This window comes from Prevotella sp. P5-92 (assembly GCF_002251245.1).
GTDB lineage: Bacteria > Bacteroidota > Bacteroidia > Bacteroidales > Bacteroidaceae > Prevotella.
This window is the reverse complement of sequence record NZ_NPJG01000125.1, coordinates 120327-145078: the sequence shown is the minus strand read 5'-3', so window position 1 is coordinate 145078 and position 24752 is coordinate 120327. Positions and strand designations below refer to the sequence as shown.

The 24752-nt window shown below is 46.4% G+C and carries 21 protein-coding genes and 1 tRNA gene; 16 read left to right on the top strand and 6 right to left on the bottom strand.

What is annotated here, in order from left to right:
- Positions 1–38 precede the first annotated feature (38 nt).
- From CIK99_RS13460 to CIK99_RS13415, 9 genes are all read left to right on the top strand, one after another.
- The gene (locus CIK99_RS13460; RefSeq protein ID WP_254047815.1) at positions 39–1700 is read left to right on the top strand and encodes a RagB/SusD family nutrient uptake outer membrane protein; all 1662 of its coding nucleotides are present in this window, start codon (positions 39–41) and stop codon (positions 1698–1700) included.
- A gap of 84 nt (positions 1701–1784) precedes the next feature.
- A complete protein-coding gene (locus tag CIK99_RS13455) occupies positions 1785–3704 on the top strand; it encodes a hypothetical protein (RefSeq protein WP_094382001.1) in 1920 nt (639 codons plus the stop codon).
- 48 nt (positions 3705–3752) lie between these two features.
- On the top strand, positions 3753–6449 hold the full coding sequence (locus tag CIK99_RS13450; protein ID WP_144008006.1) for a lipocalin family protein: 2697 nt from the start codon (positions 3753–3755) through the stop codon (positions 6447–6449).
- A 33-nt stretch (positions 6450–6482) separates the two neighbouring features.
- Positions 6483–7994 carry a cellulase family glycosylhydrolase gene (locus CIK99_RS13445; protein WP_094381999.1) on the top strand — a complete coding sequence of 504 codons (1512 nt, stop codon included), beginning with the start codon at positions 6483–6485 and terminating at the stop codon, positions 7992–7994.
- Positions 7995–8068: 74 nt separating this feature from the next.
- Positions 8069–9532 carry a DUF1846 domain-containing protein gene (locus CIK99_RS13440; protein ID WP_094381998.1) on the top strand — a complete coding sequence of 488 codons (1464 nt, stop codon included), beginning with the start codon at positions 8069–8071 and terminating at the stop codon, positions 9530–9532.
- A gap of 196 nt (positions 9533–9728) precedes the next feature.
- A tRNA-Ser gene (locus CIK99_RS13435) sits at positions 9729–9816 on the top strand.
- Positions 9817–9838: 22 nt separating this feature from the next.
- A complete protein-coding gene (locus CIK99_RS13430) occupies positions 9839–10738 on the top strand; it encodes a MotA/TolQ/ExbB proton channel family protein (protein ID WP_254047814.1) in 900 nt (299 codons plus the stop codon).
- A gap of 286 nt (positions 10739–11024) precedes the next feature.
- On the top strand, positions 11025–11642 hold the full coding sequence (locus CIK99_RS13420; RefSeq protein WP_094381996.1) for a biopolymer transporter ExbD: 618 nt from the start codon (positions 11025–11027) through the stop codon (positions 11640–11642).
- Positions 11643–11644: 2 nt separating this feature from the next.
- Entirely contained in the window at positions 11645–12121 is a 477-nt protein-coding gene (locus CIK99_RS13415) for a biopolymer transporter ExbD (protein ID WP_254047813.1), read from the top strand.
- On the opposite strand, the gene CIK99_RS13410 is transcribed toward CIK99_RS13415, so the two are convergent.
- The 4 genes from CIK99_RS13410 to CIK99_RS13395 are packed head-to-tail and all read right to left on the bottom strand — an operon-like array spanning position 12118 to position 15335.
- Positions 12118–12894 carry a TatD family hydrolase gene (locus CIK99_RS13410; RefSeq protein ID WP_094381994.1) on the bottom strand — a complete coding sequence of 259 codons (777 nt, stop codon included), beginning with the start codon at positions 12892–12894 and terminating at the stop codon, positions 12118–12120. The two genes, CIK99_RS13415 and CIK99_RS13410, sit on opposite strands and share 4 nt — an antisense overlap.
- A complete protein-coding gene (locus tag CIK99_RS13405; RefSeq protein WP_094381993.1) occupies positions 12884–13582 on the bottom strand; it encodes a hypothetical protein in 699 nt (232 codons plus the stop codon). Before CIK99_RS13405 ends, CIK99_RS13410 begins: the two co-directional genes overlap by 11 nt.
- Positions 13582–14556 carry a polyprenyl synthetase family protein gene (locus CIK99_RS13400; RefSeq protein WP_094382064.1) on the bottom strand — a complete coding sequence of 325 codons (975 nt, stop codon included), beginning with the start codon at positions 14554–14556 and terminating at the stop codon, positions 13582–13584. The genes CIK99_RS13405 and CIK99_RS13400 overlap by 1 nt, the downstream gene beginning before the upstream one ends.
- 59 nt (positions 14557–14615) lie before the next feature.
- Positions 14616–15335: an energy transducer TonB gene (locus CIK99_RS13395; protein WP_094381992.1), complete on the bottom strand. Its 720-nt coding sequence runs from the start codon at positions 15333–15335 to the stop codon at positions 14616–14618.
- A 149-nt stretch (positions 15336–15484) separates the two neighbouring features.
- Between CIK99_RS13395 and porQ the strand changes: the two genes are divergently transcribed.
- Positions 15485–16432, top strand: a complete 948-nt coding sequence (porQ, locus tag CIK99_RS13390) for a type IX secretion system protein PorQ (protein ID WP_094381991.1) — start codon at positions 15485–15487, stop codon at positions 16430–16432.
- 80 nt (positions 16433–16512) lie between these two features.
- Positions 16513–17205, top strand: a complete 693-nt coding sequence (gene cmk, locus CIK99_RS13385) for a (d)CMP kinase (RefSeq protein ID WP_094381990.1) — start codon at positions 16513–16515, stop codon at positions 17203–17205.
- Here the strand turns inward: cmk and greA are convergent.
- Together greA and CIK99_RS13375 are read right to left on the bottom strand one after the other, a co-directional pair.
- Positions 17197–17664, bottom strand: a complete 468-nt coding sequence (gene greA, locus CIK99_RS13380; protein WP_094381989.1) for a transcription elongation factor GreA — start codon at positions 17662–17664, stop codon at positions 17197–17199. The two genes, cmk and greA, sit on opposite strands and share 9 nt — an antisense overlap.
- A gap of 174 nt (positions 17665–17838) precedes the next feature.
- Positions 17839–18723: a hypothetical protein gene (locus tag CIK99_RS13375; RefSeq protein WP_094381988.1), complete on the bottom strand. Its 885-nt coding sequence runs from the start codon at positions 18721–18723 to the stop codon at positions 17839–17841.
- A gap of 262 nt (positions 18724–18985) precedes the next feature.
- Between CIK99_RS13375 and CIK99_RS15460 the strand changes: the two genes are divergently transcribed.
- The 5 genes from CIK99_RS15460 to CIK99_RS13355 are packed head-to-tail and all read left to right on the top strand — an operon-like array spanning position 18986 to position 24734.
- On the top strand, positions 18986–19141 hold the full coding sequence (locus CIK99_RS15460; RefSeq protein ID WP_158215990.1) for a hypothetical protein: 156 nt from the start codon (positions 18986–18988) through the stop codon (positions 19139–19141).
- Positions 19138–19947, top strand: coding sequence for a hypothetical protein (locus CIK99_RS13370; RefSeq protein WP_094381987.1), 810 nt, complete (start codon positions 19138–19140; stop codon positions 19945–19947). The genes CIK99_RS15460 and CIK99_RS13370 overlap by 4 nt, the downstream gene beginning before the upstream one ends.
- A gap of 27 nt (positions 19948–19974) precedes the next feature.
- A complete protein-coding gene (locus tag CIK99_RS13365) occupies positions 19975–22107 on the top strand; it encodes a cysteine peptidase family C39 domain-containing protein (protein WP_094381986.1) in 2133 nt (710 codons plus the stop codon).
- Positions 22097–24280: an ATP-binding cassette domain-containing protein gene (locus CIK99_RS13360; RefSeq protein WP_094381985.1), complete on the top strand. Its 2184-nt coding sequence runs from the start codon at positions 22097–22099 to the stop codon at positions 24278–24280. The genes CIK99_RS13365 and CIK99_RS13360 overlap by 11 nt, the downstream gene beginning before the upstream one ends.
- Before the next feature lie 46 nt (positions 24281–24326).
- Positions 24327–24734 carry an ATP-binding protein gene (locus tag CIK99_RS13355; protein WP_094381984.1) on the top strand — a complete coding sequence of 136 codons (408 nt, stop codon included), beginning with the start codon at positions 24327–24329 and terminating at the stop codon, positions 24732–24734.
- The last annotated feature ends 18 nt before the right edge of the window (positions 24735–24752 follow it).

Below are 24752 nucleotides of genomic sequence, written 5' to 3'. Positions count from 1 at the left end.
GTGAACAAAAATAATGTGAACAAGAAATGAAGACAAATATGAAACATTTATTATATAGCGGTACGTTGGCATTCGCAACTCTCACCATCAGCTCTTGCTCGATGGATACAGAGTCGAAAACAAGTCTCAATGACGAAACAGCATATCGTAATATCGAGGCTGTTGAGATGGCTCTCGTTGGTTGTTACGACGGCTGGCAACGAACCATTAGCGGCGAAGAAATCGGTATGTATATGCTTGCTGAGTTCGCTTCAGATCAGGCTCACGGAGGATTAGGCTTCTCTGATGCCAAAAATAATAATATCATCGACCAATTTGATATTGCTGCCGCACCGTCATACAACAACCTCTTCAATACTGACTGGATAAATTACTATGCAGCTATCTTCCGCTGCAACAAGGTAATCCAGGCTGAAATAACTGCCGATTGGGGAGGCGATATGGCTGCTAAGGGACGTATCATAGGACAGGCTCGAGCACTGCGCGGAATACTCTATTTTGACCTTGCCCGTATGTTTGGCGACGTGCCATTGATTACTGTGCCAACGGAGGAAAACCTTCCTCGTACGGATGCTGCGGAGGTGTATAAGCAGATATTCGAAGACTTTAAGTATGCTGCGGCAAACATTCCGGCTGACGCTTTCCCACTCGAAGCAAGGGCAAGCAACGACGGACGCATTACAAAATATGCTGCAGAGGCAATGATGGCTCGCGCGTACCTATATTATGTAGGATATTACGGACAAGAGAACGAGGGCTGTTCAAAACAGGAAGCCATCGACGCTCTTGAGGACATCATCAACAATGGTGGATATGAACTTGAGGCCAACTATGCCGACCTGTTCATGCCAGCATGTACTACCGATGGTTCTAACGGTGGTGCTTACGCATGGAACACCACATTCAAGGGTAAGTACTATGATGGCAGTGGATGGGTGAGCGACATCTCCAAGGAGGTTATTCTAAACCTCAAGTTCTCCGCTACTGCTGACTATAACGGCAATGCAGACGGTAACGTGTTCCAGGTTTATCTTGGTCCTCGCAACAAGTGTGCAACAGGTGTGAACATTGCCTCCGGTTGGGGTGCATGCTCAGTGACACAGAAGTTTGTCGATACCTACAAGGAAGACCCACGCTTCAGCGCTTGTGTATGGAGCTGTGCCGACGCTGGCTTCACCGCTGACGTGAACGACACCTACGAATACACCGGTTACTACACCCGCAAGTATGCCCCGATGTGCTTCGCTGACGGAACACGTCAGGAGGTAGGCTTCGAACTCGGTGAGCAGCACATGAACATCACCTACTATCAGGACTGGACAGTGATGCGCTATGCCGACGTCCTGCTGATGCATTCAGAGCTGACAGGCACCAACACCGGCTTGAATATGGTTCACCAGCGTTCTTGCCCTGGCGAGTCACTCTCTTACAGCATCGAGAACATCCGCAAGGAGCGCGCCATCGAGTTTGCATTCGAAGGCATCCACTTCTGGGATCTCATGCGCTATGAGAAGGACGGTGCTTACGCCGGACGTGCCATTGCCGAGGCTCAGAACGGAGCGAAGGTGATGAACGGAGGTGTAGAGACAACCACATCGTTCAATGTCGAGAACTTCAATGCCAAGAAAGGTCTGATGCAGATACCTAACACCCAGATTACTCTCTCGGGTGGCGTGCTGACTCAGAATGCGGGATGGTAAGAGATTAATAATATTGAAATATTGAAGGATTGAAATATTGAAATATTGAAGATTATAAAGATTAAATTAATAAGTTCATTTCTTATGAAACTGAAAAAAATATATACAATGATGGCAGGAGCAGCAATGATGCTAGCAGCCTGTTCGCCGGATGACTTTGATTTCGGTGCCGCTCAATATTCGAGTGACGACTTGAAATGTCCGGACGCCTATACCGTGACGATCGACGGTAACTATGTGACCCTCGAGTCGAAGCTCAAGGGCTGCACTCCATTGTGGGTGACTCCCAACGGACGTTCACAGGAACAGAAGTTGACCCTCGGTTTGCCGTTTGCTGGCGACTATGAGGTTACTCTCGGTGCTGAGACTCGTGCGGGAGTGGTGTATGGTGAACCTTATCAGTTCAGCATCTCACAGAACGATTTCGCTCAGCTGAGCGACGAGATATGGGCCAACCTCGCCGGTGGCGTGGGTAAGTCAAAGAAGTGGGTGCCTTGCAATGCCAACTATGGTGTTGGACGTTGCTCAGGTCCTGTAATGTATGGTAATCCCGACGACGTTAAGAACGATGGTTCAAATTCTACCGACATGATGTTCGGCTCTGCTAACTGGGCACCTAACTGGGACCCGGGGTTCCAGTCGTGGCTTATTCCTGCCGACGACCCATACATGAGCTCTTACATGGAATTTGGTCTTGACGCACAGAACGGATGTACTGCAAAGGTGTTCCGTAACGATGGTAATGGTGGTACGCTGATGAATGGTAAGTTCAATCTCAACGTGAGCGACAAGACTCATCCCGTCATCTCCTTCAGCGACTGCTACTCATTGCACAATGCGGCTTTCGATGAGGTATGCTCCAACTATACTCAGGACGTGAAGATTATCGAGTGTACACCTTATCTGTTGCAGATTGCCACAATGCGTACCAACTCTGAGGGTCCTTGGTGGATTATCTGGAACTTCGTGTCGCAAGAGGTTATCGACACCAATGGCGAGTGCATACCAAAGGAGGAGAGCGGACTCATTGAGAAGACCGAGCCTGAGCTGCCTACATTCAGCAACCTCACTACCGACCTGTTCACTACCGAGATTAATGGTGTGACATACGTGGGCAACCAGATGACATTCATCATCAACGACGAGACTCCTTACGACTGGATGTGGTGGAACGGTTCGCCTGCAGTGAGCAAGTGGGAGAACGTTGCCAATGGTGACTACACCACCAACTGGGCACCGGCATGCGGCGACGAGATTGGCGACTTCGAGCTCGTTATCTCCCGCGCTTCCGACGGCTCTTACAACTATGAGTGCGGCGAGAAGTCAGGCAAGGTGACTATTGCTGACGACAAACTTACCTTCGACGACGAGATTACCATCCTCACAGCAAGCAACGACACACGCACAGTGACCGTGACCGGTAAGGAGTTCACAGTCCTCGCTTGCGAACCGGGAGAGTCGGTGACTATCGGTGTTCCTTCTTCAAATGACGAGAACGGCAACATTGACTCTTATCTCTGCGCGACCCTCAACTTCAAGAAGATTGAGACAGGAGCAACAGGTCCTACCGTAGTGCCTCTCAACAACAATTATGGCGACGAGGGAATATCATGGACAGAGAACGGATGCGTGCGTCTCGGATTCCACCATTATGGTGATGGCGGTATCGGTATCTTCAAGGATGCAGCAAGCGTGAAACTGAAGAAGAACCAGACTATTAAGGTGACATTCAAGCTCAAGCCTGGAGTCATCACATGGAGCAAGACTCCAAAGTGTGCCCTTATCGACAATAACATCAAGAAAACATGGGAGCCTGGATGCTTCGACCTTGCTGATGCAGTGACAGTGAATGTTGACGGCGAGACCACCGTCACACTTACCAACACCACTGGTGCTACACAGAAATTCACTTCCACTTGTCTCGACCTCTCAATCCAGTTCGACGGATATGGAGAAGGTGACTACACTGATATGTTCGAGAGTGTAACATGTGTCATCGAGTGATATTGTGACTAAGAATTAAAAATGTAAATTCTTAAACAAGAAGATAAAATGAAAAATAAAATATTATTTAGTATAATGGCGTTCGTCCTCGGCTTCTGCTTTACGGCATGTAGCGACGACGTTGACTACGGGATTAACACCACCCCGCTGCTGAAGGACGGTTCGGTAGTCACTGGCTCTGCTGACGTGACATCCACCTCTGCCACTTTGCATGGTACAGTTGCTGGTCTTGACGGACAGGCAACAAGTGCATACGTGACAGGATTCTACTATGGTTTGTCTCAGGACAATCTCTCGGAACGTGTGGTGGCTCCTTCCAGCACATCGTTCGAAGTCTCTATCTCGGGTATGCCGGGAACGGTATATTACTATCAGGCCTTTGTCACTCTTCAGGGTAAGGTGACATACAAGGGAGAAGTGAGCAGCCTCACACTCACCGACTCGAAGGCTGTGACAGGTGATTATCAGGATCTGACTGCCAACAGTGTGAAACTGTCAGGACAGATTCAGCAGTTGCCTGCAAATGCTGAGGTGGGTATCGTTGTGTCGGGTGTTCCTGGTGACGAGCGTGTTCGTGCCGGTGTGCGCATCCCTGGTGTTCTTGGTACTGATTACAGTATTGATGCTCTCGGTCTTGTTCCTGCAACAACATATTATTATGCTGCTTATCTTGACCTCGGTCAGGGTGTAGTATATGGTGAGACCAAGGAATTCACCACTCCCGCTAAGGAATTTGATGTTGACAACGACCTCGTTGACCTCGGTCTTTCTACCAAGTGGGCAAAGTGTAACATCGGTGCAAACTCAGAGACTGAGCTGGGAGCTCTTGTAGGTTTCGGTGATCTCACTGGTTACAACACCAGCATCAATCCCGAGGACTATGCTTCAAGCGATATTTATAAGTCAGCACAGGATATTGCCAACAAGGTTACTGATGGCAAGACTACTATTCCTACTATTGCTGAATATGAGGAACTCTTCCGTTGTTGCAAGGTTGAATGGATAGAAAAAGAAGGAGTGGGTGGATATCAGTTCACTGGTCCTAACGGCAACTCTATCTTTATGCCTGCTGCCGGTTCGCGCACTCAGGGTACTACGGCAAGCATAGGTACCGAAGGTCGCTATCTCTCTGGTTCAATAAATGCCACCGACCCGCAGTTTGCCATGAGCTACCTTTTCAATCAGGGTGGCAATGCCCGTTCTACTACTCCTGTATATCAGGCACTTGCCGTTCGTCCTGTATCAGTGGCAAAGAACATACCGTTTGACAAGTCCTTGCTCTGCAAGACATGGGAAATCGACCTTACCCTCGATGGTGAGTATCAAGTATTCCATGGCCCTTCATACTTCTATGGAACTGACGACTCATGGCGTACAGTGACAAATGGCGAACCTGTCGTAGGCGACTCTTGGTGCTGGGATGCCGATTTTGCCGGCAACACATGGGCTGTAGGTGGAAGTGCTGCCAACTGCCAAGGTTCTATCACCTTCAATGAAGATGGAACTGTAGTTGTGAAGCATGTGGATGCCGATGGTAAGGAAACAATAGAGGAAGGTACATACACCGTGGATGAGGCAAATAAGACCATCACCCTCGAAGGTGCCAACTGTCTTGCTCCTGCCAACTTTGGTCCTGGATATACAGACGACTTGAAGAATAACATCAAGATACTCTCACTCACCGACAAGTCATTGCAGTTGGCTGTGATGCGCACTGATCCTTCACAGGATGCTTGTCTGTTGAGTATCAACATGGTTCCGCAGTTGGAGAAGTATGGATATAAGGCTACGCTGAATTGCTATGGCCAGAAGCCCGGAGGCGGTGAGCCTTCCGACGCTTGGGCTGGAGCTACAGTGACAGTGGCAGGTGGACAGACAGGTACATACACTGTTACATTCAACACAGCCGAGCCTCGCGCTTACGGACAGGTATATGTTCTTGATATCGAGGGCTTCGCAGCTGCCTATCCCAATGCTTTCGTCAAGATTGACACCCTTAAGGCTGATGGCAAAGTTATTCCATTTGATGCAAACAAGTTCTATTATGGTGACATTGAGAACAATGGCAAGTATCGCGTCGAGATTGCAAACATCTGGGGCTTCGGACATAACGATGCCTGGAATGGATTGAAGGACACTCCGTTCCATCCCGGAGGTGGCGAGACCACCGAGGAGACAGCCCTTGCCTTCAACTCTACCTTCGAGGTGAAATTCACAATTGTTTCTCTCGACACCAACCTCGAGTTCACTGCCAAGCAGACCGCCGTAGGACTTGAGCCAGAATTTAAAATGCATGGTAACTGGGGCAAGGAGAATCCTGGAGCAGTAAAAGTGGTGAAGGAAAACTTCCAGTATAAACTCGCTTCCACTTCCGATTTTAGTATGCTTCTCGACGTGGATGCTGATTGTGATGGCCCAGCTGCCAATGGTGCTGTCTGTCTTGTGGATATCGTGGACATCCGCAAATACTTCTCTGGCTTCTCTGCTGAGTTAAAGTCGGTAGTCAACGACGGAGTGAATGTTCCGTTTGATGCTTCCAAGGTTCTCTATGGTGACCTTGAGGATAACGGAAACTTCCGTGTTGAACTCCACAATATTTGGGGTAGTGGCACTGCTGCAAACCCTGCATTCGACGGAGCGACAGTGGTGGAAGGCAACAACTGCGTGCTTTCACTCGGCTACCAGAAGTCATGTAAATACACCATTGGTAACTTCTCTACCGAGCTGTTTGCAAAACCTTGGTAATTCTTGTATTATAAATTAGAAAATTAAGAAAGTATGAAAAAAATATCATCATTATTTCTGATGCTCTTTGCCATGAGCGCAGTGATGTTGTCGGCATGTAGCGACGACAGTAACCCCAATCCATTGGCAGACAGCAAAGGTACGCTCAACATCACTCCCACCGAACTCGCTTTCGGTGTGGATGGTGGCGACGCAGTATTCACTGTTCAGGGCGGCACGGCATTCGTGCGCTCTGAAGCAGACTGGATTTCTGTAGCCCGTATATCAGGTGACAAGAAATCATCTTCTTTCTCTGTAATATGTGCAAAGAACACCGGTGAGGAGCGCCAAGGCACTATCCTTGCCAACCTGGACGGTGCCTTTGACCGCATTGTAGTGACTCAGGTTGGAAAGATAGTAAAGCCAGAGGAGACTTACACCTTCCGTACTGCCAAGGAGATTGCCGCAGAGATGTATCCCGGATGGAACCTCGGTAACACTCTTGAGGCTTCGGGCGATGGTGTTGCAGCCGAGACAGCATGGCAGAATACCAAAACGACACAGGAGGTTATCGACTTTGTTAAGGCAAAGGGCTTTAAGTCGGTACGTATTCCTTGTTCATGGTATATCCACTCTACCAATGGCAAAATCGATGCCGCATGGTTGGAGCGCGTGAAAGAGGTTGTTGACTACTGTATGAATGCTGGTCTATATGTGGTGCTCAACGACCACTATGATGGTGGTTGGATTGAGGTAGAGGGATTCTCTAAGACTGCAGATAAGTATTCTAAGGTTGACGAAACCATTATCAGCGAGAAGTCAACAATGCTCAAGACACTTTGGACACAGATTGCCAATGCCTTCCAAAACTATGATGAGCACCTGCTCTTCGCTGGTTTGAACGAGCCTTTCCAAAATTATAATCTCTTTAATGGTAAGGATGCCGAACTCACACCGATACTTCTGACCTACAATCAGGCATTTGTGGATGCAGTGCGCGCTACCGGTGGTAACAACGCACAGAGAACACTTGTTGTTCAGGGGCCGTCAACCGATATCACACTTGCCACAAAGGATGCCTTCACTCTGCCTACTGATGCCGCTGAAAAGCGCTTGATGGTTGAGGTGCACTTCTATAACCCATGGAGCTTCGCAGGTCAGGAAGACGATGGAGCAACATGGTTCTGGGGTAAGGGCAATATAGGTTCAAGTCATAATACCACATACAACAAGGACGAGGACTCCATTAAGCCTCTTATAGAGAGTCTTAACAAGAAATTCTATGCCAACGGTGTGCCTGTTATTTTGGGTGAGTATAGTGCCCAGTGGCGCGAGATTGGAGATGAGCAGGCTATTCACGACAATTCAGTGAAAGCATGGTTTAAGGAGGTTACTACTCAGTCAATCAACAATGGTGTGATACCAATGGCATGGGACATCAACTACACCAACCGTGGTGGTACTAAGGGTACAATGACAATCCTCGACCGCTCAAATAAAACTATTTTCAATCAGCCTGCTTATGACGGTATCATTGAAGGTGTAAAAGCCTCACAGTGGAAGTAAAATAAAAAAAACTTCTCATTTATTCCTTTATACCGATTTTTTATTGTAATTTTGCACCAAATTTTGCAAAAACAATGAAAATAGGATTTGACAACGAGAAGTATCAGACCATTCAGTCTGAACATATCAAAGAGCGAATCTCCCAGTTCGATGGCAAGTTGTACCTCGAACTGGGAGGAAAGCTCTTCGACGATCATCACGCCAGCCGTGTGCTTCCGGGATTTCAGCCCGACAGCAAGCTGCGCATGTTTCAGAAAATTAGCGATAGCATCGAGATTGTTATCGTCATTAGTGCAGCCGATATAGAGAAAAATAAAAAACGCGCTGATCTCGGAATCACTTATGACGAGGACGTGCTCCGTCTTCGCGGAGAATTCCAGAATCGTGGGTTTATGGTCGGTTCGGTAGTTATCACACATTATAACGGTCAGCCTGCTGCCATAGCCTTTAAGCAGCGTCTTGAACGTGATGATATAAAGACCTATTGTCATTATCTCATCGAGGGCTATCCACACAATGTGGCGCTCATAGCCTCTGATGAGGGATTCGGGAAAAACGATTATGTGGAGACCGAACGCCCCCTTGTCATTGTCACTGCGCCTGGCCCTGGTAGCGGTAAAATGGCGGTTTGTCTCAGTCAGCTTTATAATGAGAATAAACGTGGCATACGGGCAGGGTACGCTAAGTTCGAGACCTTCCCGGTGTGGAATTTGCCTCTGAAGCATCCTGTAAACATTGCCTACGAAGCAGCAACCGCCGACCTCAACGATGTGAACATGATCGACCCATTCCATCTCGACGCATACAACAAGATAGCCATAAACTACAATCGCGACATCGAGATTTATCCTGTCCTAAATGCACTTTTTGAAGGCATTTATGGCAATAATCCGTACAAGTCGCCAACAGACATGGGTGTCAACATGGTGGGATTCTGTATCAGCGATGACAGCGTGTGTTGCGATGCATCGAAAAACGAGATTATCCGTCGATATTACGATGCCACTAACAAGATGGCAAGAGGAGCATGTAACGAGGCGGAGATAAGCAAGATACAGATGCTGTTTAACCAAGCAAAGATCAACACCGACTTCCGTCGCACCACAACAGCTGCTAAAATTTGTCTGAAGAAGTCCGGACACACTTCGTCGGCGATAGAACTTGACGATGGTACAATTATCACGGGTCATTCCAGTCCGTTGCTCGGTTGTAGTGCAGCACTTTTGCTTAATGTTATGAAACATCTTGCTGGCATCGATCATGAGAAAAAACTCATACCGCAGTCAATGATAGAGCCTATACAGCACACAAAGATTAACTATCTTGGTGGCCACAATCCTCGTCTTCATACCGACGAGGTGCTTGTGGCTCTCTCTGTGTTGTCAGAGAAAGACGAGAATTGCCGCAGTGCTCTCCAACAACTCCCAAAGTTGCGTGGCTGTCAAGTACATTGCACCGTGATGCTCAGTGAGGTAGATAGGAAGATATTCAAGAAGCTGGGGGTAAATCTAACTTGCGAACCAGTATTAAAAAAATAATTCTTGGTTTTCCAGAATCACTCCAATGATACAAGAGAGTTCAAACTTTCCTAAATATTTGGATATATTCGGATTTTTATAAGGTTTGGGGTATTTAGGTAAGCAGGTATTCCTCTATTCTATAAAAAAAATTAAAAAGAATAGGGGAATGCTTGTTTTACGGAAATATAGTATTACCTTTGCATCCCGAAATAAAGGAAAGGTGCTCGAGTGGTTGAAGAGGCACGCCTGGAAAGCGTGTATACGTCAAAAGCGTATCACGGGTTCGAATCCCGTCCTTTCCGCAAATCAAAGATTGGTTTCAAAATGAAGAAATTGATTATTCTTATCATGCTTGTCTTGTCTGTCGTTTGCTCGTCGGTAAATGCTCAAATGACTAATTCATTACAACTTTATTCTAATGCAGTTGCGATAGCTACCGAAACAAATGCTGTAGTTGGAACTAAGTCTGCTGGGGATACAGCATCAACTGTTTTTGGAGCAGGTGCTTCGTCTGCTGTGGACTCCGCTGCAGCAACTACTGTCACTGATGAAACGCTTGGTGAAGATGTACTTGAGGTCGAGGAGACTGCAGGACTGCACAAGCAACTGAAACAGAAGTTTATTGAAGGCAACGCTGGTTTTATGTCCCTTGTCGCTTTAGCTCTCGTGTTAGGTCTTGCATTCTGTATTGAGCGAATTGTCTATCTAACATTGTCGGAGATTAACGCCAAGAAATTCATGTCTGAGCTAGACACGCTTATCGCTAATGACGATATTGAGGGTGCCAAGGAGTTGTGCCGCAATACTCGTGGACCGGTAGCCTCTATTTGCATACAAGGACTAATCAGAATAAATGAGACGATAGACAATATAGAACGTAGCATCGTATCGTATGGAACAGTACAGACTGCCAACCTTGAGCGAGGTTGCACCTGGATTAACCTCTTCATACAGATAGCTCCGTCGCTTGGATTCCTTGGAACTGTGATAGGAATGGTGATGTCGTTCGACAATATTCAGCAGGCAGGCGACATAAGCGCTACGATTGTTGCCTCGGGCATGAAGGTAGCTCTTATCACCACCATTTTTGGTATAATTGTAGCAGTTGTACTTCAGCTATTCTATAACTATATTCTTTCGAAGATAGAACATATAACATCACAGATGGAGGAGTCGGCCATTACGCTTCTTGATGCCATCACAAAATATAAGGAGACAAGATAATGAAAATATTACAAATGCATCCCTCTCGCCTCTCGCGCATAGTACTTATCGTACTTGTGACCGTTACGGTCATCGTCTTCAGCGCTTTTTGGCTCGTAGGGTTCGATACACCATTTTTTGACGATCCTCAGTTTAATGCTCCCTTGTTTACCGATGTTGTCATCTTATTTATCTATATAATGTTGTTCCTTGCCGTGACAGTTGTCCTGGTGAGTATGTCAGGTTTGGCTCGAAAGATGATGAAATAGACTCTTGGGGCGAGAATAAATTGAAATTAATTATTAGTATGCGAGAGATAAGATTCAGAAAAAAGAAACGACGCACGTCGGCACTCAATACAACATCGACTGCCGACATATCGTTTATTCTGCTCATTTTCTTTCTCGTGACCACATCACTCGACACCGACTACGGTCTTGTGCGTCAACTTCCTCCTATGCCTCATGAAGATCAACAGGAGGTGATGGACGTTGAACGCGAGCATGTTATCGAGATTGATATCTCGGCCGATGACATCATTACCATCGACGGACGTCAGATGCCTGATGATTCATTATCAATGATTGTGAAAGACTTCATCATGAAGTTGCCAAAGAAAAATATTGTCTCTATTCATGCAGACCGTGCCAGCAGCTACGACCGCTATTTCTTCGTCCAAAACACCATAGTCGATATCTATCGTAATCTGCGCGACACTTATTGCTACAAGTACTTTAATCGTCCGTTTAGCAGGTGCTCAGCAGAAGATCAAGAGTTGGCCCAGAAAGCCATTCCCCAACGCATATCCGAACAGATTGACACTCATTTAGACAACAACAATACAGAAACTGTCGTTCCATCTACCTCCAATAAGGCAGAAATGGTTTCAGCTGCTGGCAAAACCATGAAAGGAGGCAAACCATGAGTATGTTTAAGAAGAATAATCGAGAGATGCCGTTGCTCAATACTGCCTCGCTGCCCGATCTAATCTTTACGGTGCTCTTTTTCTTTCTCATCGTCACGCATCTAAGACACGACGAGATGCGTGTAAAGTTAGATACTCCCGACGGAACAAAACTCGAACGTCTCACACGAAAGGCATCCACCTTATATATTTATGTGGGTTATCCGATTGATAATTTCGGCAATACAAAAAGCGACGGTTATGTCATTCAACTGAATGACAAAATTGCTACCATTGATGATATCGCCTCTTTCGTCATAAGCGAGCGCGAGCATATCTCAGAGGATGATGCTGGTCAGATGATAATAGATATTAAAGCCGACAAACGTGTGAAGATGGGTACTATCACTGATATTAAACAGGCACTGCGTAGTGTCAATGCGTTGAAAATCAGATATTCAGCCAAGGAAAAAACACAAAACGAAATGCAGACCCATTAGTCAGTCAAGTCTATTCTAAATACCCTACATGCATTGGCTGTAGTTTGTTGTCTTACCTCTTTTGGATCAATTTGATAAACCTCCGCCATTTTCTCCACCACATATCCGAGGAAACTACTCTCATTTCTTTTCCCCCTCATGGGTACTGGTGCCATATAAGGGGCGTCGGTCTCGAGCACAATGCGCGAAAGCGGAATCGTCGGAAGTACTCTTGGGAGGTTTGACTTTTTGAAAGTGAGAACGCCGCCGATGCCAATTACAAAATTTCTGAAATCAAGCAATTGTGCGGCCTCTATTTCGTTGCCTGTAAAACAGTGAAACACTCCTCCTGGCAAGTCGTTTTTATACCGTCTCATTATTGTCACCATCTCATTCTGTGCCTTGCGGCAATGAATCATCAGCGGCAACCGAGTCTCAATGGACCATTTTACCTGCTCTTCAAACGCCTCCATCTGCTCTTGTTCGTATTCGCGGCTCCAGTAGAAGTCGAGTCCCACTTCTCCTATAGCCACAAAAGGTGCTCCAACTCGTGGCCTGAGAAGACCGAGTACCTCGCGCCAATCGTTGCGCACCTCTTCGGGGTGAAGTCCAATCATAGGGTAGGCATAACCTTTGAGTCGGTTGGACAATGTCTCTACGGCATCTGTCGTGTTTGCGTCAATGGCTGGCAATAACATCTTTCCAACACCTGCCTGCTTAGCTCTTGCAACAACCTCATCGAGGTCAGCGGCAAATTCCTCTCCGTCGAGATGTATATGAGTGTCAATAATCATGTGGTTCATGTCTTCTATAATAATAAATTATACCTAATTTTCTGCAAGCGTTAAAGCGTTCCTCGGGTGGTAGAGATGCGTAGTAAGCCTCGATTTGGTTCCAAAGGTCGAGAATTATCTCGTCGGTATCTGCCCTAAGAGCCTGGATATTAGCGAGTGCCTTATCAGTCATCTCCATCTTTATCTGCTGTTCCTTATAGGCTTCTGCAAAGATCTCAAGATGTGTGGCCACCTTGCCTATTGTAGGGTTGTATATTGGCAGTCCGCCTCGTTTTATTCGATTTTTCTCGCCTTCTACGATTTGTTTGCCTACGCTTATAAGCTGTTCGGCATTTTTCAGTGGCGGTACGCTTGTCTCGTTTTCGTCAATGCCATAAAGTGGCTTTAGCTCACGTTTTATCTCTCCGCGTTCAATGGCAAGATATAGCACTTGTATAAAGTGACTTACATACATTGTGGCGTTGTGCTGCAGTATGCACAATTTTTTACTGACGCGTTTCTGTGCTGTCAGCCTAATCTTATATTGTTCGAGTGCTGTAAAGAGTTTGTCGTAAGCTGGACGACATCTGTTGAGTACAGACCAATCTACCACACGGTTTCGTACCGTGTAGATGTCTTTATTATCAAGCACTGCTGTTAATGCTTTCAGCCTTGTGGCATCGGTTTTTGGCAAACGTCGGTAAGGCATTAGTTCTCTCTATGCATCATTTGGTCGGTGAAACGTTGTAATGCGGTTTTCTTTTCTTCAGGCACATTCACTTTTTCGAGATAGGTGAGTGCTTCGGCAAAATAATCGTTGATTTTCTTTTCGCAGAGTTGCCGTATTCCTATTTTGTTATAGAGTTTTGTTACCGCCTTGATTTTCTCTTCTTTGTCAAAATTATCAGTAGTAATCCATTTTATGAGTTCTTCTCGTTGTTCGTTGTTGGCTCGTAATATGGCATTGATGAGCATATAAGTCTTTTTGTTTGACGTGATGTCACCGCCTATTGCTTTTCCAAACACCTTCGGGTCGCCGTACACGTCGAGTAGGTCATCTTGTAATTGGAATGCAAGTCCAAGTTTTTCGCCGAAGGCATAAAGGTTTTTCGCATCTTTGTCTGATGCTCCTGCCATGATTGCTCCCATTTTCACCGCGCATGCGAGGAGGACGCTAGTTTTGAGTCTAATCATTTCAATATATTCGTCCTCCGTCACATCCATTCTGTTTTCAAAATCCATGTCATACTGTTGCCCCTCTCCAATTTCGAGAGCCGTCATGGTAAATAGTGAAAGTATATCTTGCAGGTTTTCAGCAGGACATTGCGCCACGCGCTGAAAAGCAACGACGAGCATGGAGTCGCCTGAGAGAATTGCCGTGTTGTCATCCCATTTCCGATGTACTGTAGGCATGCCGCGTCTCATGTCGGCTTTGTCCATGAGATCGTCGTGTAGCAGTGTGTAGTTATGGTAAGTTTCCAGTCCCACGGCAGTTGGCATCACCCTTTCTATATCGTCTCTATACATGTTGTATGTCAGCAGGAGCAATACCGGTCTAATCCTTTTTCCACCTATTGACAAAACATACTTTATTGGGTCGTACAGCGACGTTGGCTGACGTGTGATGGTAGCGTCTTCTATATAGTCGTTTACCATCTTTAAAAGTTCGTCTGATGTTCTCATATTATACATATTATTATTTTACAATTTCTTGTTTTGTTTATTGCTTTTTCACCTTCTGTTTAAAGCTTGAATACAATAGGAATACTAACCATAGTACGACAAGGCTTACCGTCTTGCAGTCCAGGTTTCCATTTAGGCATCATCCTCATCACCCTCATCGCCTCTTGGTCGCATGTCGCTTCTAGTCGTTTGGCAAGTTTCAGGTCGGTGATACTGCCGTCAGCCGTAACAATAAACTGAACAACCACCTTCCCCTGAATTTTTTTGCGTTGAGCTGATGCTGGATATTTAAGGTTGTCGGTGAGCCATTTCATCAATGCAAGCGGACCATCAGGGAATTGTGGTAGATCTTCAACTACGCGGAAGTTGAGAGGATTGTTGTCTAGAGCGTTGTCTGCCTCTGCGAATAGATTTGGGTCTTCTTTCTGTTTCTCCTTTTCGCTATCAGAAAGCATTAGGTTTTCATCTTCTTGCTCCCTTTTCTCCTCGGGAAGTTCCATAGTGTTTATTTCTTCTAATTTGTCAACAACTTTTATTTCTTGTGCGGCTTCCTTTGGTTGCTGTTTCAGTGCGAGTGAGATGCGTTGTTCCTCGCGTTTTATCTGGTTCAGTTCAAACTCCTCCAATGGCTCGTCGTTATCGTCAATCTCCGTTGTCCAGTCTCCGTATGGAAACCAAAGAACGATGAAGAATACGATCACGACAACAACCAATGAGAACACGAACCTCATGTGCCATTTTCTTTCAAGGTTGGCTTTTGGATACTTTTTTATTTCCATTATTCTTGCGATAAATATACTATTATGGAGCGTTTTCTCGTATATTAACTCCTTTTAACGTCAAAAAAACGTTTTTCTTTTATTTGTGGCTACAAAAATAGCTCATATTTTTGAAAAAAGCATTATCTTTGCAGCCAAAATGTATTAAAATGACGAAAAAATTATTTTTCACCACCCTTTTTGGCCTTTCTGCATCTATTATGTGTGCACAAGAGAGCGAAACAACATTCAATTTTTTGCGCCTCCCCGTGAGTGCGCATGCTTCTGCTTTGGGTGGCGACAACATCACGATAACCGATGATGACGCTTCGCTGGGTTTTCATAATCCAGCTCTTACCGCCAATGTGTCAGACAAGACAATAAATCTAAACTACTTGACATATATGGAAGGCGCGAAGATGGCGAGTGCTTCATTTATTAAGGCTCTTCGCAAGCTCTCTACTTTATTTTTTGGTGCTCAGTATCTTGATTATGGCAGTATGAAGCAAGTATCGGTAGAGGGAGAAATATTAGGTGATGTGTCAGCAAAAGATATCATGCTCTGCGGAGCTTATACATACAATTTGTCAGATAAAATTTCAGGTGGTATTTCTGCGAAGTTTATAACCTCGACACTTGCTGGTTACAATTCAATTGCAGCAGGAATCGATCTTGGCATAAACTACTATGACGAGGAAAACAAATGGTCTGTGTCGGCGGTCGCAAAGAATTTGGGAGGACAGCTTAAGGCGTATCAAGATGATTTTGAGAGAATGCCCGTAGATATACAAGTGGGAGTAACAAAGCAACTTTATCGTTCTCCTTTGCGTTTTTCGCTTACCATGACGCACCTTAATGACTGGCATGGGCGTTTCGCAAATCATTTTGTTGTCGGAGCTGATCTCATTCTCTCGCCCAATTTCTATCTTGCAGGAGGATATAATTTCCGTCGTGCAGATGAAATGAAAATTACAGACAGTGAAGGTGAGAGTAGCCATGGTGCAGGATTGTCGTTTGGTGGTGGTGTCCAACTCGAACGTTTCAAGTTTCAGGTGGCATACGGCAAATATCACGTATCAACCTCGTCGCTTAATTTCAACCTGAGTTATCAGTTGTAACTTTAGTGTCGTGGCAATGACCTAAATTATTCACATAACAATACTAAATAAAAAAATAATAAAACATTAGAATATAAACTATGAACAAGATTATTATCGCCATCGACGGTTATTCGTCGTGTGGAAAAAGTACAATGGCAAAGGAACTTGCTAACGCGTTGGGTTATATTTATGTAGATACAGGTGCAATGTATCGTTGTGTTACCCTCTATGCTATAGAGAATGGTATGTTTTCAGGAAAGTCTCTCGACTCTGACGCTCTCGAACAACGTATCGACGAGATAAAGATATCATTTTGCCGTGACGAACTGTCGGGCAAGGTGTTAGCTGTTCTCAATGGTCGCAACGTGGAAAAAGAGATTCGTTCTATGAGTGTGTCAGAGCGAGTCAGCAATGTCGCCAAACAACCTTATGTGCGTCAACGTCTTGTAGAGCAGCAACAAGCCATGGGCAGAAAGAAGGGAATAGTAATGGATGGCCGCGACATTGGTACCACCGTTTTCCCCGATGCCGAATTGAAGATTTTTGTCACAGCGTCTCCAGAAGTACGTGCTCAACGTCGTTATCTGGAACTTCTTGAGAAGGAAGGACGTGCCGATTACGAGGAAATACTAAGCAATGTAAAGGAGCGAGATTATATTGATTCCCACCGTTCAGTGTCTCCTCTTAAGATGGCAAACGACGCCATATTGCTCGACAACAGCAACATGTCTCTTGATCAACAACGCGAATGGCTTATAGACAAGGCCAAAGAGGTGATAAGTCTATCCTAATGTAATATTGTCGATTCGTAGCTGAAGCGTGCCAGCGGGAACCTGTACGGTGACGGTGTCTCCAGTCTTTTTGCCTGTGAGTGCCTTGGCTATGGGCGATTTTATGGATATTTTCCCTTCGAGGATGTTTGCCTCGTGAGGATTGACAATCGTGTATGTCATTTTCATTTGGTTGGCGACATTGGTCATCTCTACCTTCGAGAGTAGTCCGATGGTATCGCTGCCTAGCAGGGTGCGGTCAATGATGCGTGCATGCTCGAGCACCCGTTGTTTGAACCGTATGCGACTGAGTATGCGTCCCTGTTCGCGTTTCGCGGCATGATATTCGAAGTTTTCGCTGAGGTCGCCTTGTGCTCGTGCCTCAGCGATAGCTTCACGCACACGAGGCAGTTCTACGCTCTCCAATTGTTTTAATTCGGCTAATATCTTGTTATAGCCTTCTTCTGACATATATTCCATATATTATCTCTTTATTTGTAGTTGATGATTTCTGTGATTTACTAAAGTCCATTGTTTCTCTTGATGAAACCGGAGACAAAATCCGACAATAGGTTTAAGCATATGTGATTCAGATAAGAGAAACCAAAGACTAGAAGTATATCAAATATTATTTCTTATTATTTCAACGAAGATTCAACTTTCCAGCCAACTATCGATGACAGCGGCAGTGGCACTGTCCTCGAGCGATTGCAGTTCCGCGTCGTTTATCTCAATTCGGTTGACTATGAAGAGAATGTTGTCGTAGGTGAGAGGAATGGACTGGTTGTGGATGATGAGTGCTAAGATAACCACCATACGCTCGCACGAGAGAAAGCTGCGCATGGTATTCTCGTGGGACCTCACATACTGAGCTATGGTAGGCGAGAAATCCTCAGATTTTAATCGTATGCGCATCTTGTTGCGGACCATCGATACGTAGTTACCCCTTTGGAAGTTTTCCTCTGCCATTTCTTGGAATAGCGACTTCATGGTCCATTCTGCCGTCTCGAGTGTTGCTATGATGCCATTGAGCGTTCGCGACTGGGTCTCATAGCCTTTCCAGTCGTTCTTACACTTGTATCTAAGGTCATGTTCCACCTCATGCCATCCCTCAGAGAACACTGTTCTTATTTGGATCTCGTAGGTAGAGTCTATTATATCGGCATATTCTTTTGGCAAGGCTGCCCTGAAGTCGGTCTCGTAATCATCGGGTAGTCGCCGCGTGATGTTCAGTCTCTTAGGTCGGAAGGTGGAGTCGTCAGGCGTGTCGATACTCTCCTTCACCACCTCGCCACAACCGAAGTATGTTGAGAGCACCTCGATATCGTCGGGAAAATAGACTACGATGCGCAGTCCGATGATGTCTTGCATCTTTGTCTTCCCGCTGAGGTAAAGGTATCCCTTATTTCCCATCTTGTGTCTTATTGACTCGATGGTTTTCACTCGACAGAAGAGACGGAACATCAGTCCGCTTTTGGCTATCTTCGATATCAGATCGCGTTGCAACTTGTCGGCAATGTCATGTAATGTATAAGCCATGATTTCTTGTTTTGAAAATATCGGTATAAGTAAAGTTTCTCGAGTGCAAATGTACGAAAAAAAATCAGAATCATCGCATCAAGTCACTTTTTTTTCTGCAAAATAGAGCGAGTTGGCTCGATTTTTTGATGATTTTTGCTTGTTATGAAAAAAAAACGGTGCAAAATCATGTCATTTCCATATTTTTATTTACCTTTGCATAACAATAGCAAGGGAGCAAGACTGTTTCCGTCCATCATTTCCTCAAAACAAAGTAGAAGATATGGGAAAACTAACAGAGAGAATCATAAAAAGCATCGCAAACAAGCTCGACTCGAGGAGTGGCGAAGACAAAGACTTCTCAGCCGCAGCCATTAAAGAAGAGGATGGCTTGAGAGAGATGACACTTGTAGAACTGCAAAAAATAACTGGAGGATGAGTATATTCAGAAAAGAATCACTTGACACGCTTGAAAATCCAGGACAGATAACTGATTATGTAAAAGTGACCACGCCACCGCTATACATCATGCAGATGGCGATGGTGGTATGCTGTGTCGTCGTAATGCTGTGGGTGGCGTTCGGCACGGTGACTGAGCACGTGCAGTCAGTTGCAGTTGTTTTTGCCCACAATAAGCCCACTAAGCAGTCGGCTCCCAGCGATGGGCAGGTAGAACAGATCTTCGCTCCGAAGGGAACGTTTTTGGCAAAGGGAGAACCTATACTCTCGGTAAGGATAAACGATGGCATCGACACTGTACGCGCCTCAGTGGGCGGCATACTCATTAGCACTAAGGAGCCCGATGAGACCTTCCGTGCTTATGAGACACTGGCAGAGATCGTTTCTGAGAAGAGAAATGCCTATAGCCGTGAACTCATCACCTTTGTTGACTATAAAGACCTGAGGAAACTTAGGGTAGGGCAGGAGGTGCAGATCACGCCCGTCGATCTCCATCGAGAAGATTATGGTTATGTCAAGGGTCACATCACAGAGGTCAATCTGTTTCCCGTGCGTCAGGATTATGCCGAGCGGATGTCAGTAGTTAAGAATTTTGTGGATAATATCTTCCCAGCAGGTACGGCGTATGAGGTGAAGCTTGTGGCTGACGTAGCCGACAATGACAGTACCCGGCTGCAATGGTCGCGAAAGCAGAGTAGCGACATACATCTCGGACGGATGAGTTTCTGCAACGTTCAGATCATAACCGAACGCAAGCCCATATATAAGATGCTTTTCAGATATTAACCACAACTGGAGAAAAGGAAGATATACATGAATAAGGTCAAAGACAAGGTTAAGAAAGTGCCCGTAGTGGTGCAGTTGGATGCTGTGGAATGCGGAGCCGCTGCACTGTCTATGATATTGGCTTACTATGGCAAGTGGCTGTCGCTCGAACAGCTACGCACTGATTGCGGCATATCGCGCGATGGGAGCAATGGCCGTAGCATCATCCTCGCTGCCCGCCGTCACGACCTTGACGCACATGGCTACCAAGCCGATATTGCTCATCTACCCTCACTTGCTCCCGCTATCATCCATTGGAACCACAACCACTTTGTCGTTTTTAAAGGCTTTGCCGGCGGCATGGCATATGTCAACGATCCCGCCGTTGGCAGCATTGCCGTGACGATGAAAGAGTTCGAGAAGGCTTATACCGGCGTAGCCATACATGCACGTCCCACACCACTGTTCAAACCGCAAGGTCATCGGACAAGCATTTTCCACTATATACACGAGAATATCAGAGGTGTTGGCGACGCGTTTATGTTCACCCTTATCATGGGAGTGCTTCTGGCATTTGCCGGCATGCTCTATCCGCTTTTCTCACAAGTCTTTCTCGATAGCATCATCACTGGTAAGAACGACGAGTGGACATTGCCCTTTTTCGTGGGAATGGGAGCCCTCGTGATATTCCATTTCATGCTTGCCCTGCTTGACAATATTTATGGGCGGCGCTTCTCTGGAAGTATGTCACTCAAGGGCAACACACGCTTCCTATGGCATGCCCTCAACCTCCCTATGGAATTTTTCTCTCAGCGTTATGTGGGTGATATCGTGCAGCGACAGTCGCTTAACGAGACCATCACCACCACGCTGGTCCGGATACTTGCCCCCTATGCCGTCAATGTGGCTCTCTTGGTGATATACATTTTAGTTATGGCACGTTACAGCATTTTGCTCACTATGATGGGTATATGTGTAGTGACACTCAACATTCACGTGGTGAGAAAGGAGGCAGAGTTACGCAACAACCTCTCACGTGCCTTGGAACAGACAGAAGGTAAGTTCTATGGTATCACCATGTCGTGCGTGGATAATATAGAAAGTATAAAAGCAGCAGGTGCTGAGCGCGGCTTCTTTGAGTTCTGGGCAGGCTATTTTGCCAAGCGCAACAATCAGGAGGTGGCGTTCGAGGCACGCTCGTTCTCGCCATATGTCTTCGGTCATCTCGCCAACGCCATGGTCCTCATATTGGGTGCTGCCCTCATCATTAAGGGAGAGTTCAGCATTGGCATGCTCATGGCTTTTGAGGGATTTATGGCAGAGTTTATGCGGCCTGCTATGGGGCTTATGCAAGGCTCTACCACCGTCATCGAACTGCGCTCGCAGATGGAACGAATAGACGATATTATGGCATATCCTACTGAGACACGTCCCTCAGTACCCCCGACAGAAGCTAAGATGGGTGGCAAACTTGAGATGAGCAACGTCTGCTTTGGTTATTCTCCCACTGCACCACCACTGATAAAAGACTTTTCGCTTACTCTTCAGCCAGGCAAGAGCGTGGCTATCGTTGGTACTTCAGGTTGTGGTAAGAGCACCATTGCAAAACTCATCTCTGGACTATACGATCCTTGGAGTGGTGATATCCTCTTTGACGGGCGTCACCGCAGTGAGATAAGCCACGAAGAGTTTGTTAGTTCGGTGGCAGTCATCGACCAAAACATAGTACTTTTTGATGATACTATTGCCGAGAATCTCAAGATGTGGGATCACTCCATTGAAGACTTCACGATGACTATGGCATGTATGGACGCCGGAATACGCAATGACATCATCTCACGACCCAGAGGTTTCAACACGCGCCTTGTCAAAGGAGGAGGCAACTTCTCTGGCGGACAACGTCAGCGCATGGAGATAGCCACGGCATTGGCACGTGAACCGGTACTGCTTGTCATGGATGAAGCTACCAGTGCCCTCGATACTGAGATGGAACGCGATGTTATGCAGAACATACGCCAGTGCGGCGCCTCTACTGTCATCATCGCCCATCGTCTCAGCACCGTTCGCGATTGTGACGAGATCATCGTCATGGATCATGGTCAGATAGCCGAACGCGGCACTCATGACCATCTCATGGCGCTAAATGGAATATATAAGGAACTAATGACAAATGATATTTGACGACCAGATCAGCAAAAGACTCGACCGTGAGAAACAGACACTTAGGGAAGTGTTTGGGGATACGGCAAGAGACATGGGGTTCAAGCTCGACTTCGGGAATTCCATGGGCTCGGATAATCGTGTGTTGCACCGTCTGCTCGAATATCTCAAAGTGAGCGACTACCATCTTGATGATGACGGTATCTTCACTCCCGACGAACAGCTCGAGCGCATACTCCGTCCGCGGGGCATCATGCAGCGTCGCATCACGTTAGATGGCGATTGGTGGCATCGTGCCATCGGGCCAAAGCTTGGACAGGATTGTGAAGGCAACATGCTGCTCTTCGTGCCCCGACGATGGGTGTTTGGATATAAGTGTATCGACCAAAATGGTATAGTGAGAAAAGTCGATGCCGAACTAATGCGTCAAGTAAAGAGCGACGCCCTTGACTTTTTTTATGCACTTCCCCCCAGACGGTTGAAAGGCAGGGAACTGTTGCTCTTTGCCATCGCCAATATGCCTTGGTCTGCGGCCTTTGCTGTGATCCTTACAGCCTTCTTTGCAAGTCTTATAGGCATGTTTGTGCCGTTTATCAACAAGGAGATCTTCAATAATGTCATCCCTAACGGTATCATGAGCGACCTATATCCCGTGGCAGCCCTTTTCGGTGGTGTAGTTGTGGGATGTGCCATGATGGAGGTGATGAGGAACAAGCTCGTAATTAGGGTTAAGGATGTGCTCTCCGTCACCCTCCAGCATGCGGTGATGGCACGTATATTCACGCTCGACACGTCGTTTTTCTGGAAATACTCTTCTGGCGAGATCACCAACCGGGTCACCTCTATACGCCAGCTCTGCGACCTGGCAAATAATGCCATCCTCGGTGCCGTTATCACACTTATGTTCTCCATGGTCTATGTTCTCCAGATTTTCTTCTATGCCAAAGACTTAATGCTCGTGTCGATGCTGCTGCTCTTTGTGCAGGTGTCATTGCTCGTGGTCTATGCCGTGCAGATGCACAACGAGGAACGTGAACTTATCGAACACAAGGCGATGCTCGACGGTATGGAATACAATATCTTCTCAGGCATACAGAAGATCAAACTTACCGGCTCAGAGACACGGGCATACACCAAGTGGCTCAATCTCTACCGCCACTGCGCCCATATCAGTTATAACCCTTCTGTAGTGGTGAAGGTAATGCCGGCGCTCATCGCCTTTTGCCATATAGCCGGCATTGGAGTCTTGTGGTGGTTTGCCATAAGGGAGAAGGTGAGCGTGTCGGACTTTATCGCGTTTTCGGTGGCATACGGCATGATAGCCTCGGCACTTCAGGCCCTCGTTGGCATCATTCCTAATCTTGCACAGGTCAGTCCGCTACTGAAGATAGCCGAGCCCGTGCTCGACAGTGTGCCTGAATATCAGCCCGATGCGCCTATGGTGGATTATCTGAGCGGTGCTATAGAAGTGAGCGACGTCTCGTTCCGCTATAATAATACAGGTCCATGGCTCTTCCAGCATTTCAACCTCAAGGTAGAGCCCGGAGAATATGTGGCCATTGTAGGACCATCGGGTTGCGGAAAGAGTACGCTATTACGCCTGCTCTTAGGTTTCGAACATCCTCAGGCAGGCGGTGTGTTCTATGACAACTACGATCTCTCTAAGTGCGACAGGACGAGTCTCAGACGTCTTGTCGGTTCTTGCCTCCAAAACGGCTCACTCTTTTCTGGCGACATCTTCAGCAATATCACCATCACCGCACCAGGAAGTACCATCGACGATGCGTGGCGGGCTGCAGAGATGGCAGGCATAGCCGACGACATACGTCAGATGCCCATGCAGATGCACACAGTGGTGAGCGAGGGAAACTCTGGTTTCAGCGGCGGACAGAAGCAGCGCATACTCATAGCACGAGCCCTCATAGCGCAGCCATCCATCCTTCTCATGGACGAGGCTACCAGTGCTCTTGACAACATTAGCCAGAAGCAGATTGCTGAGCAGTTGGACAAACTCGCTTGTACTCGCATTGTAGTTGCTCATCGCCTGAGCACCATACGTCATTGCTCGCGCATCATCGTGCTCGATCATGGCGAGATAAAGGAGCAAGGCACTTATGACCAGCTGATGTCGCGGCAGGGATTGTTCTACAAGTTGGCAAAACGTCAGATAGCGTCTTCCGAAGAGGAGATATGACATACACAACATCATCAGTAAACGGAAAACTTAAATCCTAACGTATATGAAAAAGGTACTCGTTATCAAAAACGAAGTGGCGGAACTGGAAAGACTCGCCATCTTCATCGAACAGGTTGCAGAGGAGTCAAACCTTGATCCTGAAACAACAATGAACCTCAACCTTGCGTTGGAAGAGGTGGTGAGCAACGTCATTCTTTATGCCTATCCGCAAAAAATGGGCGAGGATATTACCATTACTGCGCAGCTCGACGGAGGCACGCTCGTCTTTACCATCACCGATAAAGGTGAGGAGTTTGACCCGACAAAGGTAGAGGAAGCTGATGTCACGCTCGACGCCGAAGACAGGCAGATAGGCGGGTTAGGCATCTTTATCGTGAGAAACATCATGAACGAAGTGACTTATCAGCGCCTTGACGGAAAGAATATACTTACATTGAAAAAGAATATTTAATAACATTAATAATTTATT